Source organism: Pseudomonas mucoides, from assembly GCF_015461845.1.
Lineage (GTDB): Bacteria > Pseudomonadota > Gammaproteobacteria > Pseudomonadales > Pseudomonadaceae > Aquipseudomonas > Aquipseudomonas mucoides.
Genome location: NZ_JACOPW010000002.1, coordinates 733,935 through 748,907, shown reverse-complemented (window position 1 = coordinate 748,907; position 14,973 = coordinate 733,935). Strand labels below are relative to the sequence as shown.

Genomic DNA, 14,973 nt, shown 5'->3' with positions numbered 1-14,973 from the left:
GCACGTTAACTGATGGAGGCTGCCGGTGATGTATCCCTTTTTACTGGTCACCCACTTGCTGGCGGCGATTGCCTTCATCGGCACGCTGTTTTTCGAGGTGGTGATCTGGCACAACGCCCGCCAGCAGGTGGCAGTTAGCGCGCAAACGAGCGCCGATCAAGCGATTGCAGTGCGTTCGCGCAAGGTGCTGCATGGCGTGGTGTTGCTGTTGTATGGCGCCGGTATCAGCCTGGCGTGGCAACACCGGGGTGTATTGAGTCAGCCGCTGGCGAGCAGTTTTGGTACGTTGCTGAGCCTGAAGATCATCCTGGCCCTGAGCATCATCGGCCATTACTTTCTGCTGGCGTACTGGCTGAAAAGCGCACGTCTGACCACGACCCGCGCCACTTGGATTCGCCGCAGCATCCTCGCGCACATGGTGTTGATCGTGATCCTGGCCAAGGCCATGTTCTATTGGCACGGTTGATCGCGCGGGAGAACCCGTAACCCTGTAATGGCGCCATTGGCGAGCCGGCTCGCTTCCACATTGGGATACCGTTCCCCTGTGGGAGCGAGCCTGCTCGCGAATGCTGTGTCACTGGTTTTGTATGACCAGCAATCGATCAATGGCGAGGTTTAAGTGCGTTGACGAACAACACGTTGTTTTCCAGATGGATGTGTTGCATCAGGTCATCACGAAACTCCAGCAGCCCGCGATACAGGGCACGCCAGGTGTTACAGGCATCGGCCGGCGGGGTGATGTTGTTGGTCAGCGCAAGCAGCCTTTCCAATGCTTCGCCATGTTGATCATGTTCAAAGCGCAGCACTTGGATCGGCGGTGCGGCCTGAGGGCCGATGCCTTGTTGCAGCATCGGGAACAGCACTTGTTCTTCCTTGAGCATGTGGCCTTCAAGTTCTTGTTGCATGTCGGTCAGGAGATCGGCCAGGCCGTTGGGGCAACTGCTGCGGGCACCATGGACCTGCTCGACGCGGCGGGCCAGACGAATCAGTTCCGGCAGTTGTTCGCGATGGCGTGCGTGGTAGCGCGCCAGAAGATGGGCGATCAACAGCTCCGAGGGTTCGTTGCGCCAGTCGTACTGGGTTTCGCCGGTGTCTTGCAGCTGGTGCAGCGCATCGGCAATCAGAGCCGGATCGAGGCCTTTGCCAGCGGCCGCTTCAAGCAGGCTTTTATGCCCGCCACAACAGAAGTCCAGTTTGAAGGTGTGGAAAATCCGCGTGGCGCCGGGAATGTTGCACGCCAGTTGGCCGAGGCTTTGTTCCAATAGAGTCAGGCTCATCAGGGGTTCCTTGTTTGAATTTCAACGGTTCCCCAGGCTCATTGCATCCGGCATGCCATATTTAACGTATTGAAAAATATGGCTTAATTTTTATTTGTGGTGATAGACACCCGGACGCTTTAGGGTGAATCCAACCATAGAGGGTAATAACTACCATGCTGCGTGAAAGTCTGGCGGCCGACCTGATTGTCGAGTTGCCCAATGCTGTGCGGTTGCAACGTTTGGTCCAGACCCTGCGCGAGTACTTCAACAGTGGCGCCGTGGGATTGCTGCGTCTGGATGACGACAGCCTCAGGCCGGTCGCGACGGTGGGGCTGGTGCATGAAGCGTTGGGCCGCCGGTTTGTCATCGCTCAGCATCCGCGGCTGGCGGCAATCATGGCGTCGCGCGAACCCACCTGGTTCGAGCCCGACAGTCGGCTGCCGGATCCCTATGACGGCTTGCTCGACAATCACGCCGGCGAACCGATGCCAGTGCACGACTGCATGGGCGTGAGCCTGTATGTGGAAGGTCGGATCTGGGGGGCGATCACCCTCGATGCGCTGCATGCCGGGACCTTCGACAGCCGTGCGCGGGAGGAACTCAAGCGTTGCACCTTGCAGATCGAAGCCGCCGTGCGAGTCACCCGACTGGAACAGGAAAACCGCAGCCTGCGCTTGTCCCGCAGCGATATTCAAGACGTACGCAGGCCGGCGGACGAAGGCGAAATCCTCGGGCAAAGTGAAGTGCTGCACCAGTTGCTCAATGAACTGGATGTACTGGCCGATTCCGAGCTGCCGGTGTTGCTGCTGGGCGAGACCGGCGTCGGCAAAGAGCTGTTCGCCCGGCGCTTGCATCGTCTGTCGCGTCGCAGTCATAAGCCGCTGGTGCAGGTCAACTGCGCGGCTTTGCCGGAGTCTCTGGCGGAAAGTGAATTGTTCGGCCATGTCAAAGGCGCGTTTTCCGGCGCCACCAGTGACCGTGCCGGACGTTTCGATGCGGCCAACGGCGGCACGCTGTTTCTCGATGAAGTCGGTGAATTGCCATTGGCCGTGCAAGCGAAGCTGCTGCGCACCCTGCAGAATGGCGAGATCCAGCGCCTCGGCGCCGACAAGCCGTTGCACGTCGATGTGCGCATCATCGCTGCGACTAACCGGCACCTGCCGGACAGCATCCGCGATGGCTTGTTTCGGGCGGATCTGTATCACCGGCTCTCGGTCTATCCGGTGCCGATTCCGCCGTTGCGCGAGCGGGGTAACGATGTGTTGATGCTGGCCGGGCACTTCCTTGAGCTGAATCGGGCGCGGCTTGGCTTGCGCGGTTTGCGTCTGTCGCCGGCCGCCGAGCGCGCGTTGCTGACTTACAGCTGGCCGGGCAACGTGCGCGAGCTGGAACACGTGATCAGCCGAGCCGCGTTGAAACAGCTCAGCCGCGGCACCAGTCGCACCCTGATCATGACGCTGGAACCCGAGATTCTGGACCTCGACAGTGCCATGGGGGGGCAGGGCGTGGTTGTCGAAAGTCCTCTGGAGGAAACGGCTGACGCGCCGTTCCAGCCCTTGGGGGAAGCGGTCGACGATTACCAGCGCAAGAAAATTCTCCAGGCCTTGAGCCTGTCCGGGAGTAACTGGGCCAGCGCCGCGCGGATCCTGGAAATCGATCCCAGCAACCTGCACAAACTGGCGCGGCGTTTGCGCCTCAAGTAAGGCCGGGCATGCTCAGTGTTGATGGTGATCAAGGTGCTGTTGCGCGGAGTCTCGCACACTGGGCAGAACCTTTTCGGAGATCACCCTCATGCCTCTTTCCCTGGCACAGATGCGTCGCAACTATACCCTTTTTGGCCTGCAAGACGAGGCAGCGCTGGACGATCCGCTGGCCATGTTCCGACAGTGGATGCAACTGGCCCGCGACACCGAGCGCGCGCCTGTCGAAGCCAACAGCATGGTGTTGGCGACCGTCGACCGTGAAGGTCGCCCGCACTGTCGGGTCCTGCTGCTCAAGGGCTTTAGTGATGAAGGCTTCACGTTTTTCGGTCATTACCAGAGCGACAAGGGGCAGCAATTGGCTTCTAATCCATATGCAGCGATGACCTTTTTTTGGCCGGGGCTGGAGCGTCAGGTGCGGATCGAGGGGCAGGTGTCCAGGCTCGCCCCGACGCTGTCGGATGCGTACTTCGATTCCCGCTCACAGGACAGTCGCCTGGGCGCCTGGGCCTCACCGCAAAGCCGACCATTGGCCAATCGGGCCGAGCTTGAATCGCTGTTGATACAAACCACCCAACGGTTTGCCGGCCAGACCGTGCCGCGGCCCGAGCATTGGGGCGGCTACTGCTTGCAGCCTGATCGGCTGGAATTCTGGCAAGGCCGTGCCGACCGCTTGCATGACCGTCTCGATTACCGGTTGCGCGATGGGGGTTGGCATCGCAGCCGCCTGGCGCCTTGATAGTGATGGGAGACAGTGTGGGAGCGAGTCTGCTCGCGAGGCGGTGTGCCAATCTCAACCAATGTCCCTGTAGAGGTACCTCCTTGGAGGAATAGGCTCATCGGGAATTCCAGTTCAGGCTTTGCCCCATACCCTCATTTACGGGAAGGCTTGGATATGGCCCATCTGTCGCAACGCACGTTTGAACCCCTGAACATTGCCGTGCTGACCATCAGCGATACGCGCACCTTTGACACTGACACCTCGGGGCAGACCCTCACGGATTTGCTGCAAACGGCCGGGCATGTATTGATCGATCGTGGTCTGGTCAAGGACGACATTTATCAGATCCGCGCCAAGGTTTCCCACTGGATCGCCGACCCCAAGGTGCAGGTGGTATTGATGACCGGCGGCACCGGTTTCACCGCGCGCGACAACACACCACAAGCGGTCTTGCCGTTGCTGGACAAACACGTGGAAGGCTTCGGTGAACTGTTTCGTCAGGTGTCCCTTGCGGAAATCGGCATGTCCAGCCTGCAGTCACGGGCATTGGCGGGGATGAGCAATGGCGTGCTGGTGTGCTGCGTTCCGGGTTCGCCGGGCGCGTGTCGAACGGCCTGGAACCAGATCTTGCTCGAACAGCTGGACAGCCGCACCGGCCCATGCAATTTCGCCCCCCATTTGAAACCGCAAGGGCAACGGGTCGTCGACGCCTGCGAGCCCCGCTCATGAGCGGCCAGGTGTGTGACCTTGGTCGCTTGATGCCGGTGGACGAGGCTATCAATCGTTTGCTGGACCAGGCACCGCCGCCGCCCCTGGCGCAAAAGATCGACCTGGATCAAGCCTTGGGCCGGGTGCTGGCGGCGGACATTCATTCCCCCGTCAACCTGCCGGCCTGGGACAACAGCGCCATGGACGGTTATGCCCTCAGGGCCGCTGACCTGCCACCGGAGGGTGGCTGGTTGTTGATTGGCGGACGAATCGCCGCGGGGGATCCGGCATGCTCGCCCTTGCTCGCGCAGCAGGCAGTGCAGATCTTTACCGGTGCGCCGTTGCCTTCGGGCGCCGACACGGTGGTGCCTCAGGAACGCTGCCGGATCGAGGGCGAGCGCGTGTGGTTCCCGCCCGTCAATACTGGCGATCACGTGCGCAAAGAAGGTGAGGAGGTTCGCCGGGGCGACCTGTTAATCCAGGCCGGCAAACGTCTGCGTGCGCAAGAAGTGGGGTTGCTGGCTGGCGCTGGCATCGGGCGGGTCGAGGTCTATCGACCGTTGCAGGTGTGCTTGCTCAGCAGTGGCAATGAACTGCGTGAGCCGGGTGATTCATTGGCGCCCGGGCAGATTTACAACAGCAATCGCTACTGCCTCGCCGCGTTGTTGAGCGGTTGGGGGGTCGAGGTGCATGACTATGGCGTCATGGCCGATGAGTTGGCCGCCAGCCGGCATGCCTTGAGCCTGGCGTCTTCGGAATGCGACCTGTTGTTGAGTTCCGGTGGCGTCTCGGTGGGTGAGGAAGATCACCTCAAACAAGCGATCGAGGAACTCGGCAGCCTGGATTTCTGGCGGCTGGCCATTCAGCCGGGCAAGCCGCTGGCCTTCGGCGAAGTCGCCGGCAAACCCTGGATCGGCATGCCGGGCAATCCTTCGGCGGCGCTGATTACCGCGTTGGTGGTGGTGCGCCCGTTCCTGCTCAGGGCCCAGGGCGTCAGCGATGTGTTGCCGGCGCCACTGGCCGTGCCCGCCGGGTTCGATTGGTTGCAGCGCAATAAACGTCGGCAGTACCTGCGGGCACGGCTGACACCCGGTGCTGATGGTCAGTTGAGCGTGGAGCTGCACCCCCAGCAAAGCTCGGCGATGTTGACCGCCGCGTGCTGGGCCGATGGCCTGGCGGTGATCGAGTGCGAGCAGCAAGTGCTCAAGCACGACAATGTGATGTTCCTGTCCTTCGCCGACCTGATGCATTGATCGCAATTGATTGCCGTCAAGGCTGTGCCTGCCGGTCTCGCTAGACTGGCAGCGCCTTTTTCGATCGCTGTGCCACAGGCATCGAGGGAGGGTCCAGACGCGTTTTTCCACGAGGATTACCCATGCAACTGGTCTGCCCGGCAGGCAACCTGCCTGCGCTAAAAGCGGCGGTGCGCCAAGGCGCCGATGCCGTTTATGTCGGTTTTCGCGATGACACCAACGCCCGGCATTTTGCAGGGCTGAACATGGACGACAAACAATTCGACGCGGCGGTCGCCCACATCCGTCAGCATCAACGAAAACTCTATGTCGCGGTCAACACCTACCCGCAACCCAAGGGCTGGGAACGCTGGCAGCGCGCGGTTGATCGCGCCGCCGATTGTGGTGTGGATGCGCTGATCGCCGCCGACCCCGGCGTACTCAACTACGCCAGCCAGCGGCATCCGCAACTGGCGCTGCACCTCTCGGTGCAGGGCTCGGCGACCCATGCCGCGGCCCTGGAGTTTTATGCGCAGCGCTACGCAATTCGTCGCGCGGTACTGCCACGGGTGTTGTCGTTGGCGCAGGTGCGTCAGGTCGCTGCAAGCAGCCCGGTGCCCATCGAAGTCTTTGGCTTCGGCAGCTTGTGCATCATGGCTGAAGGGCGTTGCCATCTGTCTTCGTACATTACCGGTGAGTCGCCGAACCTCTGTGGCGTCTGTTCGCCGGCCAAAGCGGTGCGCTGGAGCGAAGACGCCGACGGCTTGAGCGCACGGCTCAGTGAAGTGCTGATCGACCGTTACACCCCTGAGGAACCCGCCGGTTATCCGACCCTGTGCAAAGGCCGTTTCCTGGTCGGCGGCAAACGCTTTCATGCGCTGGAAGAACCCACCAGCCTCGACACCCTGGACTTGCTGCCGGAATTGACGGCCATCGGTGTCGAGGCGGTCAAAATCGAGGGCCGGCAACGCAGCCCGGCGTATGTCGAACAAGTCACCCGTGTCTGGCGTGCGGCGCTGGATGCCCATCGTGGCTCGCCGGGCAGTTTTCGGGTCAAGGAGGAATGGCGCCGGGTGTTGGCCGGTTTGTCCGAAGGCAGCCAGACCACTTTGGGTGCTTACCATCGATCATGGCAATGAGGGAGGCGACATGAAGCTCAGCCTTGGACCGGTCCTGTTTTATTGGGACAAAGAGCAACTCAGCAACTTTTACGTCGAGATGTCGGCCTTGCCTCTGGATGTGATTTATCTGGGGGAAACCGTGTGCTCGAAACGCCGGTCATTTTCATTGGATCAATGGTTGGGGCTGGGGCGCGAGTTACAAGAATGCAGCCAGGCACAACTGGTTCTCTCCAGCCTGACGCTGATCGAAGCGGCCTCCGAACTCTCTAGCCTGCGGCGGCTCTGCGACAACGGCCAACTGTTGGTGGAAGCCAATGACATGGGCGCGGTGCAGTTTCTGGCCGAGCGCAAGTTGCCGTTCGTGGGCGGTCCTGCGCTGAATGTGTACAACGGGCATACGCTCACGCAACTGCTGGACGGCGGGATGACCCGTTGGGTGCCGCCGGTGGAGTGTTCGGCGACGCTGATTAGCGATGTGCTCGATCAGGTGCGGGAACTGGGTCGAGAGGTCCCGGAAGTCGAGGTCTTTGCTTATGGGCATTTGCCGTTGGCCTATTCCGCACGCTGCTTCACCGCGCGGGCGGAAAACCGGCCCAAGGACGACTGCCAGTTTTGCTGCATCAACTACCCCGACGGCCTGCCGCTGACCAGTCAGGAAGGGCAAGCACTGTTCACCATTAACGGCATTCAGACGATGTCGGCCGAGGTGACCAATCTCCTGGCAGATTACGCGGGGTTGGTGGCCTGCGGCGCTGATTTGTTGCGACTGAGCCCTCGTGATCAAGGCATGGCGCAGGTCATTGCCGCCTATCAACGGGTTCGCCTGGGCGAGACACCGCCGGTGTTCGTCGACGGTTGTAACGGTTACTGGCATGGCCAGGCCGGCATGTTGCGCATCGAGGAGGTCGGCTTGTGTTGAACCGAAAAAAATGGCTGTTGAAAGGTGCCGACCGGTTATTGCCGCTGGTGCGCCGGGTGCCTTTTGCGGTGCAGCGTCTGGCGTTGCAGCAGGCGTTGAATCGTTGCCTTGCCGAGCCGTTGCGCTACGGTGAGTTTGAAGTGTTGCGCGGGCGTTGGTTGTGCCTGCGGATTCCGGATTTGGGCTTGTCCTGGTATTTGACGCTGACCCGTCAAGGGTTGCGAATTGCCGAACATGCCATGGCGCATGTGACCATCAGCGGTAACTGGCGCGAGTTTTTATTGCTGGCCAGCCGTCAGGAGGATCCGGATACGTTGTTCTTTCGCAGGCGTTTGGTGATTGAGGGGGATACGGAGTTGGGGCTGGCGCTGAAGAACCTGATCGACAGCCTCGATCCCGACGTGTTGCCTGTGTGGCTGTGGCGTAATCTGGAGCGGGCAGGGAAGGGGTTGGCGACGGTTTGACCCATACAGATTAACTGTGGGAGCGAGCTTGCTCGCGAAGGGGCCAGTCCATCCACATGGAGGCTGACTGACACACCGCCTTCGCGAGCAGGCTCGCTCCCACTGTTGGATTTTCGGTGGCCGTCAGACCATCGTTTACTGGCGGTTTTCATGCTGGCGAGCATCACTCGCAATCAACTGCCTGATTTCTTCGAACAACTCATCCCCCTGCGCTGGCGTGCAATCCTCGCCATTGCGTTTACGCAACCCGTAATGGCTAAGAATCAAGTGCACATTCGCGTGCAGGCCATGTTGCTTCAGGCAGTTTTCGACGCATTGCAGCGGGCAGCCGTCCAGCGCAAAAATCCGCCGTCCCGAGCGGGCCTTGTTGACCAGCGCCGCCACATGCCCGCCAACACCGACGATGCAGGACATTTCCGCCAGGCCGCTGCGATCAAGGCGCACCGCCAGTGTGTTGGCCAGTTGGGCGACGTTGGAGCAGCCTGAGCAGGCATAAATCAGCGGCAAGGTTGAACGGGGCATGAGCACTCTCCATGGATGGACTTCTTCAGTCTGCAAGAGCGGTGGCATTGCGCATTGACGGCGGTCAATTACGACTATTGGAAGGCCGCGAGATCCTCTTCGGCTAGGATGCTGATATTGCGGCGTTCCATCGCGATCAGGCCGCTGTCCACCAGGCGGTGCAAGATCCGCGAAAAGGTTTCCGGCTGAATGCCCAGCTTCGAGGCCACCAGGCGTTTGGACACCTGCAACACAATCAAACCGCTGACCGGGTTGCGTTCCTGGAACAGGAAATTGATCACCCGGCGGCTCGCACTGGCCATGGTCAAGGTGTCGATGTCGCGCAGACGCAGGTGCAGGTGCACGCTCATGCTCGCCAGGATCGCCAGGCAGACTTTCGGCTGATCTTCCAGGGCATTGCGGTAGTGGTTGCCCTCGATACTCACCAGTACGCTGTCTTTCAGCGCCGTGGCGCTGACCGGGTAGAGACGGGCCTGGCTGAACAGTAAGGCTTCGGCAAAGGTCTGGCCCGGCTGGATGATCTCCACCAGATTCTCCTGGCCTTCGCCGGTCAGCCGATACAACTTGATCTGGCCGCTGACCAGCAGGAAAAAGCGCTTGGCCGGATCCCCTTGGTGCATGAGTGTGCTGTGACAACTCAGGCGCTTGAGCATCGCCAGGCCGCAGACTTCCTCGAAGATTTTCTCCGGTAGCTGGCTGAACAGATGGTGACGGCGCAACGTTAAAACGATGGAAGGGTGGGTCAGCATGGCGTACCTCCGCTGACGCTCATAGTAGAGAGCGTCGGCCGGATGACCTATGCCTCTGCCGGCCTACCTCCAAAGAGGCATACCCATCATCCGGCATTGCGCAGATGTTCCATGGCCCATACTGCGGCCTCGACCCGCGAGCGCAAGCCGAGTTTGTGCAGCAGGTTTTTCACATGCACCTTGACCGTCCCTTCAGTGATGCCGAGCTTGTGCCCGATGACTTTGTTGCTGAAGCCGCTGGCGATGGTTTTCAGCACCTGACGTTCACGCTCGGTCAGTTCCACCACGGTCTGGCGCTGGGGTGAGCGCAGTGCCTGGGCCATGACCTGGGTCAGCCCCGGGCTGATCACCAATTGGCCGTTCAAGGCATTGCGGATGTACTGAATCAACAGCTCGGGCTCCATGTCCTTGAGCAGGTAGCCGTCGGCATCCAGGCGCAGTGCGTCACGAATATCGTCTTCGGCATCCGAGACCGTAAACAGCAGCACCTTGCCGGTGTAGTGCATCGCCCGTAACTGGCGCAGGGTTTCAATGCCATTCATCACTGGCATGTTGTTATCGAGCAACACCAGATCCGGTTGCAGCGGCTCGATCAGTCCGAGCGCTTCTTCGCCGTTGCTGGCTTCACCGACGATCAGGAAATCATCTTCGAGTTCGAGCATCTGGCGGATGCCGTGACGCATCATCGGATGGTCATCGACCAGCAGGATGGTGTGTTGCAGGGGCGGGTTCATGTGGCGCTACCTTCTGTTTTTTGTCCCAGAAACTCCGGTTGGAATTCCAGTTGGACGCGGGTGCCTTGCGGCTCCCTGGAGACTATTTCAAGTTCACCGCGCAAGCTGCGTGCCCGCTCATCCATGATTTTCAGGCCGTGGTGCTCGCGTTGGTCGACGTTACCGCTGAAGCCACGCCCGTCGTCTTCGACGATCAGCCTCACGGTTTCACCGTCCTGACGCAGTTGCAGCCAGGCGTTTTGCGCATGGGCGTGACGCAGGCAATTGGAGAGCGCCTCGCGGGTGATCTGCAGAATGTGGATTTGTTCGCTGGCCGATAATTGAAAGGCCAGCGCGTCGACGTGCAGGTGCACCTGGAACTCCCCGCGACGGGAGAACTCCTCGGCGGTGTCCTTGAGTTCCTGCACCAGCCCCGCATCGTGAATCTGCAAGCGAAAGGTGGTCAGCAATTCGCGTAACTGGCGGTAGGCATTGTTTAACCCTTCGCGCAGTTCGGCGGTGACGTTTTCCAGGGTCTCGATCGGTTCGCCACGACGCATCAGGGTTTGCAGGCGGCTGACTTGCAGCTTCATGTAGGACAGGGCCTGGGCCAGTGAGTCGTGCAGCTCGCGGGCAATGATCGTGCGTTCGTCGAGCAGCAATAGGCGATGATCCTGTTCCCGTTGGCGCTTGAGCGAGAGCGAGGTGCCGATCAGGTTGGCCAGGGCCTGGATCAGTTGGGTTTCCCAGGCTTGCGTCGGGTGTCCATCGACAAAATGCGCCTTGAGCTCACCCAGCTCGCTGCCCTGGTTGCTGATGCTGAAGGTTTGCGGGCTGGCTTTATGGTGCTTCTGGCACGTGGCGCAATCGCTGCTGGCGCAGACTTCGCGGATGTTGGCGCCATGCAGGGCGAGCAACTGTTGGGCCGGGGCCTGCAATTGACCTTGCAGGCACAGCGACAGGCGCAAGCCGGGCAGGCGTTGCTGGAAGCGCCGGATCAACTCATCCAAACCTTCGGCATTGGCCAGGCGTGTGGCCAGGCTTCGACTGCTTTGGTACAGCAATTCAAGGGCAGCATTGGCTTGTTGCAGGTTCAGGGTTTTTTGCTGGACCTGACTCTCAAGGGTGCGATGCGAGTCTTCGATCGTCTCGGCCATGGCGTTGAAACTCATGGCCAATTGGCCCAATTCGTCCTGGGACTGATGGTTGACCCGCACTTTGAAATCGCCACGACGAAAACGCTGGGTCGCGTCCACCAACTCTTTCAAGGGCGTGACCACGCCATATTGCAGTTCGTAAAGCCCAAGCAGCAGGACGATCATCGTGGTGAACAGCGCCAAGCCCTGGATAACTTGTTGCCAGCCTTGCTTCTGTTCGCTTTGGCGCTGCAACAGGTCGACGAAATGGTTCAGTTGCTCAACGAAGGGCAGGGCCTGGAGCTGAAAATAGGCGGCATCGCCGCGCTCCAGTGCCGGACGCAAATCCTCGTTCCATTGTCGCTGGATTTGCCCGTAGCTGATTTGCAGCGCGGTGGTCGGGCCATCTTCCAGCACGGCTTTGAGTGGCTGGCTGTTCAGACGGGTTTGCAGGCTGTCGGTGATGGCGAGGACTTCTTCGCCGGTGGCCCCTGCGGCCAGTTTCCAGCTCAGGTGGTAAGTCTCCATGCGCACAGAGCCTGCGGTGTTGATGGCCGCCGCATCACCCTGGCTGAACCAGGCGATCAGTCCGGCGCTCAACGAACTGGCGAGGGCGAGCACGGCGATCAGGATCACGGCCAGCCCGGCGCGAGCGGGCAGGGAGCTGCGCAACCAGCGCATCATCAGCGCAGGTCCCGGACAATTTCAGGAAAACAAAGCATGTGGAACCCCAGGTCAGGGTTTTGCCGCCGATCCCGGGCGCGCTACCTCTAAAGAGTTGTCGACTGATCCTTGTCAGAAAAAACCTTGGCGAAAAACCTTAAGACACTGATAAACAAACGGTTTTAGGGTTTTTCTGTACTACCTCCTTAGAGGTAGACCCCGCAAGCATAGGCCTATGCCCCCATGGGCTTCGTTGATGCAGGTCAAGTTTTTGCGGGGTTGGCCTCTCTAGTCTGCCGCCATGGCTAACTGACTGGAGAGCATTGTGACCGAACCCCGTGTACGACAAGGCCTGGTGCTGGGCATGAGCACATTGGCCTTCACTGTCTGCTTCATGGTCTGGATGATGTTTGCCGTGCTCGGGGTGCCGATCAAGGACCTTCTCCAGCTCAACGAAACCCAGTTCGGCCTGCTGGCCGCGACGCCGGTGCTGACCGGTTCGCTGGTGCGTCTGCCACTGGGGCTGCTGACCGACCGCTTTGGTGGGCGCAGCGTGTTCTTCCTGCTGATGCTGGCCTGCGTGGCGCCGCTGTACCTGATCAGTCACGCCACCGCCTATTGGCAGTTCCTGGTGCTGGGCTTGTTCGTCGGCCTGGCCGGCGGCTCGTTCTCGGTGGGGATTGCCTACGTCGCCAAATGGTTCGACAAGGAGAATCAGGGCTTCGCCATGGGCATCTTCGGCGCCGGTAACGCCGGAGCCGCGGTGACCAAGTTTCTGGCCCCGGCATTGATCGCTGCCGGCAGTTGGCAGTTGGTGCCGAAAGTTTTCAGCGCCATTCTATTTATCACCGCGCTGTTGTTCTGGTTCCTCAGCGCCGAGAACAAAAACCACCGCAGCGCTTCGGGCGCCACGTTGCGTGAGCAATTGAGTTCGCTGAAGGACCCGGCCGTGTGGCGCTACTGCCAGTACTACTCGATCGTCTTCGGTGGCTACGTCGCCCTCGCACTGTGGATGACCAAATACTACGTGCAGGAATACGGTTTCAGCCTGCAAAGCGCGGCGCTGCTGGCGGCCTGTTTTTCCCTGCCCGGAGGCGTGCTGCGTGCGGTCGGTGGCTGGATGTCGGATCGCTGGGGTGCGCAAAGCGTGACCTGGTGGGTGTTGTGGATCAGCTGGATCTGCCTGTTCCTGCTCTCGTATCCCCAGACCCAACTGCAAGTACAAACGATCAACGGCCCGGTGGATTTTCACATCGGCCTCAACCCCGCGCTGTTCACCGTACTGCTGTTCGTCATGGGCATCGCCTTCGCGTTCGGCAAGGCCTCGGTCTTCAAATACATCGCCAATGACTACCCGAAAAACATGGGCGCGGTGTCCGGCATCGTCGGCCTCGCCGGTGGCCTGGGCGGCTTCGTGTTGCCAATCCTGTTCGGCGCCCTGGTGGACCTCACCGGCGTGCGCTCTTCCTGCTTCATGTTGATGTACGGCGTGGTCTGGGTCTCCCTCACCTGGATGTACTTCAGCGAAATACGCAAAAGCCCGGTGCTGGGTAAAGCGCCGCTGCTTGCACCTTCCCCGATTTCCAGCCTTGCCCTAGGAGAAGAACATGTCCGTTCTGCAAAAGCCTGACAAAGGCCCGGTCATTCATGACTGGCGCCCCGAGGACCCCGCGTTCTGGGGAAGTAGCGGTAAACAGACCGCCACGCGCAACTTGTGGATTTCCATTCCTGCGCTGCTGCTGGCCTTTGCGGTGTGGATGGTCTGGAGCACGGTGATCGTGCGTTTGAACGCCATCGGTTTCTCCTTCACCACCGACCAGCTGTTCTGGCTGGCGGCGTTGCCGGGGCTGTCCGGGGCGACCTTGCGGGTCTTCTATTCCTTTATGGTGCCGATCTTCGGTGGCCGTCGCTGGACCGCCCTGAGCACCGCGTCGCTGTTGCTGCCATCGATCTGGATGGGCTTCGCCGTGCAGGACCCGAGCACCTCCTACAGCGTGTTCGTGTTGATTGCGTTGCTCTGCGGTTTTGGTGGCGGCAACTTCGCGTCGAGCATGTCCAACATCAGTTTCTTCTACCCCAAGTCGCAGCAGGGCACGGCCCTTGGCCTCAACGCGGGGCTGGGTAACCTGGGCGTCTCGGTGATGCAGTTCTGTGTGCCACTGGTGATTACCTTCGGTGTGTTCAGTTTCATGGGCGGCTCGCCGCAAGCACTGCCGGACGGTGGCCAGTTGTGGTTGCAGAACGCCGGCTTCATCTGGGTGCCGTTTATTGTCCTGGTGACCGTGCTGGCCTGGTTTGGCATGAATGATCTGTCCAGTGCCCGGGCCTCGTTCAGCGAACAGGCGGTGATCTTCAAACGCAAACACAACTGGCTGATGTGCTGGTTGTACCTGGCGACTTTCGGTTCGTTCATTGGCTTTTCCGCCGCGTTTCCGCTGCTGATCAAAACCTCCTTTCCCGACGTGATTGCCTTGAAATTCGCCTTCCTCGGTCCGTTGGTGGGGGCGCTGGTACGGCCATTGGGCGGCTGGCTGGCGGACAAGCTCGGCGGTGCGAAGGTGACCTTGTGGAACTTCGTGCTGATGATCGTGATGGTCTTCGGTGTTCTGCACTTTCTTCCCGAAAGTGGCCAGGGCGGCAACTTCTACGGCTTCCTCGGCCTGTTCATGCTGCTGTTTATCACCACCGGCGTCGGCAATGGCTCCACCTTCCGCATGATCCCGGTGATCTTCCGCACCCAGCATGAAAAAGCCTCGGCCGGAAAATCAGCCGCCGTGCGCGAACAAGCGCTGAAAAATGCCGGCAAAGAGTCAGCCGCCGTCCTGGGCTTCAGTTCGGCCATGGGCGCCTTCGGCGCGTTCTTCATTCCCAAATCCTTCGGCACTTCGATGGCCCTGACCGGCGGCCCGGAGATGGCCTTCTACATGTTCGTCGGCTTTTACCTGAGCTGCATCGTGGTGACGTGGTGGTGGTACGCGCGCAAAGGCGCCGCGACACCCTGCTGAGTCGAGCCGAATCCAACCATTGCGTGGGCGGGGCACAGACCCCGCGACAAAGCCTGAGAGG

At 60.5% G+C, this 14,973-nt stretch carries 15 protein-coding genes; 10 read left to right on the top strand and 5 right to left on the bottom strand.

What is annotated here, in order from left to right; genetic code table 11:
• Nucleotides 1-28: 28 nt before the first annotated feature.
• Entirely contained in the window at nucleotides 29-466 is a 438-nt protein-coding gene (locus H8F22_RS12030) for a CopD family copper resistance protein (protein ID WP_027923674.1), read from the top strand.
• A gap of 136 nt (nucleotides 467-602) precedes the next feature.
• Here the strand turns inward: H8F22_RS12030 and ytfE are convergent, their stop codons facing one another.
• Nucleotides 603-1,277 carry an iron-sulfur cluster repair protein YtfE gene (gene ytfE / locus H8F22_RS12025; RefSeq protein ID WP_059182810.1) on the bottom strand — a complete coding sequence of 225 codons (675 nt, stop codon included), beginning with the start codon at nucleotides 1,275-1,277 and terminating at the stop codon, nucleotides 603-605.
• A gap of 155 nt (nucleotides 1,278-1,432) precedes the next feature.
• Between ytfE and norR the strand changes: the two genes are divergently transcribed.
• The 7 genes from norR to ubiT all read left to right on the top strand — a co-directional run bounded on the left by norR (nucleotide 1,433) and on the right by ubiT (nucleotide 8,124).
• Nucleotides 1,433-2,962 carry a nitric oxide reductase transcriptional regulator NorR gene (norR, locus tag H8F22_RS12020; RefSeq protein ID WP_059182811.1) on the top strand — a complete coding sequence of 510 codons (1,530 nt, stop codon included), beginning with the start codon at nucleotides 1,433-1,435 and terminating at the stop codon, nucleotides 2,960-2,962.
• 88 nt (nucleotides 2,963-3,050) lie between these two features.
• Nucleotides 3,051-3,698: a pyridoxamine 5'-phosphate oxidase gene (pdxH, locus tag H8F22_RS12015; RefSeq protein WP_027923676.1), complete on the top strand. Its 648-nt coding sequence runs from the start codon at nucleotides 3,051-3,053 to the stop codon at nucleotides 3,696-3,698.
• A 156-nt stretch (nucleotides 3,699-3,854) separates the two neighbouring features.
• Nucleotides 3,855-4,409, top strand: a complete 555-nt coding sequence (gene moaB, locus H8F22_RS12010) for a molybdenum cofactor biosynthesis protein B (protein ID WP_027923677.1) — start codon at nucleotides 3,855-3,857, stop codon at nucleotides 4,407-4,409.
• Entirely contained in the window at nucleotides 4,406-5,641 is a 1,236-nt protein-coding gene (locus tag H8F22_RS12005) for a molybdopterin molybdotransferase MoeA (protein WP_027923678.1), read from the top strand. Before moaB ends, H8F22_RS12005 begins: the two co-directional genes overlap by 4 nt.
• 122 nt (nucleotides 5,642-5,763) lie before the next feature.
• The gene (gene ubiU, locus H8F22_RS12000; RefSeq protein ID WP_027923679.1) at nucleotides 5,764-6,759 is read left to right on the top strand and encodes a ubiquinone anaerobic biosynthesis protein UbiU; all 996 of its coding nucleotides are present in this window, start codon (nucleotides 5,764-5,766) and stop codon (nucleotides 6,757-6,759) included.
• Between the two features lie 10 nt (nucleotides 6,760-6,769).
• Nucleotides 6,770-7,660 carry a U32 family peptidase gene (locus tag H8F22_RS11995; RefSeq protein ID WP_027923680.1) on the top strand — a complete coding sequence of 297 codons (891 nt, stop codon included), beginning with the start codon at nucleotides 6,770-6,772 and terminating at the stop codon, nucleotides 7,658-7,660.
• Nucleotides 7,654-8,124, top strand: coding sequence for a ubiquinone anaerobic biosynthesis accessory factor UbiT (gene ubiT, locus H8F22_RS11990; protein WP_027923681.1), 471 nt, complete (start codon nucleotides 7,654-7,656; stop codon nucleotides 8,122-8,124). The genes H8F22_RS11995 and ubiT overlap by 7 nt, the downstream gene beginning before the upstream one ends.
• 135 nt (nucleotides 8,125-8,259) lie before the next feature.
• Here ubiT and H8F22_RS11985 read toward each other — a convergent pair whose 3' ends face one another.
• The 4 genes from H8F22_RS11985 to H8F22_RS11970 form a co-directional block, all read right to left on the bottom strand.
• Entirely contained in the window at nucleotides 8,260-8,646 is a 387-nt protein-coding gene (locus H8F22_RS11985; RefSeq protein ID WP_027923682.1) for a putative zinc-binding protein, read from the bottom strand.
• Nucleotides 8,647-8,720: 74 nt separating this feature from the next.
• Complete coding sequence (locus tag H8F22_RS11980) at nucleotides 8,721-9,395, bottom strand: Crp/Fnr family transcriptional regulator (RefSeq protein WP_017338877.1); 675 nt, start codon at nucleotides 9,393-9,395, stop codon at nucleotides 8,721-8,723.
• Between the two features lie 86 nt (nucleotides 9,396-9,481).
• Nucleotides 9,482-10,129, bottom strand: coding sequence for a two-component system response regulator NarL (gene narL, locus H8F22_RS11975; protein ID WP_027923683.1), 648 nt, complete (start codon nucleotides 10,127-10,129; stop codon nucleotides 9,482-9,484).
• Complete coding sequence (locus H8F22_RS11970) at nucleotides 10,126-11,928, bottom strand: HAMP domain-containing protein (protein ID WP_027923684.1); 1,803 nt, start codon at nucleotides 11,926-11,928, stop codon at nucleotides 10,126-10,128. Before H8F22_RS11970 ends, narL begins: the two co-directional genes overlap by 4 nt.
• A 304-nt stretch (nucleotides 11,929-12,232) precedes the next feature.
• Here H8F22_RS11970 and H8F22_RS11965 point away from each other — a divergent pair, with 304 nt between their 5' ends.
• Both H8F22_RS11965 and H8F22_RS11960 read left to right on the top strand, forming a co-directional pair.
• Entirely contained in the window at nucleotides 12,233-13,537 is a 1,305-nt protein-coding gene (locus H8F22_RS11965) for an MFS transporter (RefSeq protein WP_027923685.1), read from the top strand.
• The gene (locus H8F22_RS11960) at nucleotides 13,515-14,912 is read left to right on the top strand and encodes a NarK family nitrate/nitrite MFS transporter (RefSeq protein ID WP_027923686.1); all 1,398 of its coding nucleotides are present in this window, start codon (nucleotides 13,515-13,517) and stop codon (nucleotides 14,910-14,912) included. Before H8F22_RS11965 ends, H8F22_RS11960 begins: the two co-directional genes overlap by 23 nt.
• Nucleotides 14,913-14,973 lie beyond the last annotated feature (61 nt).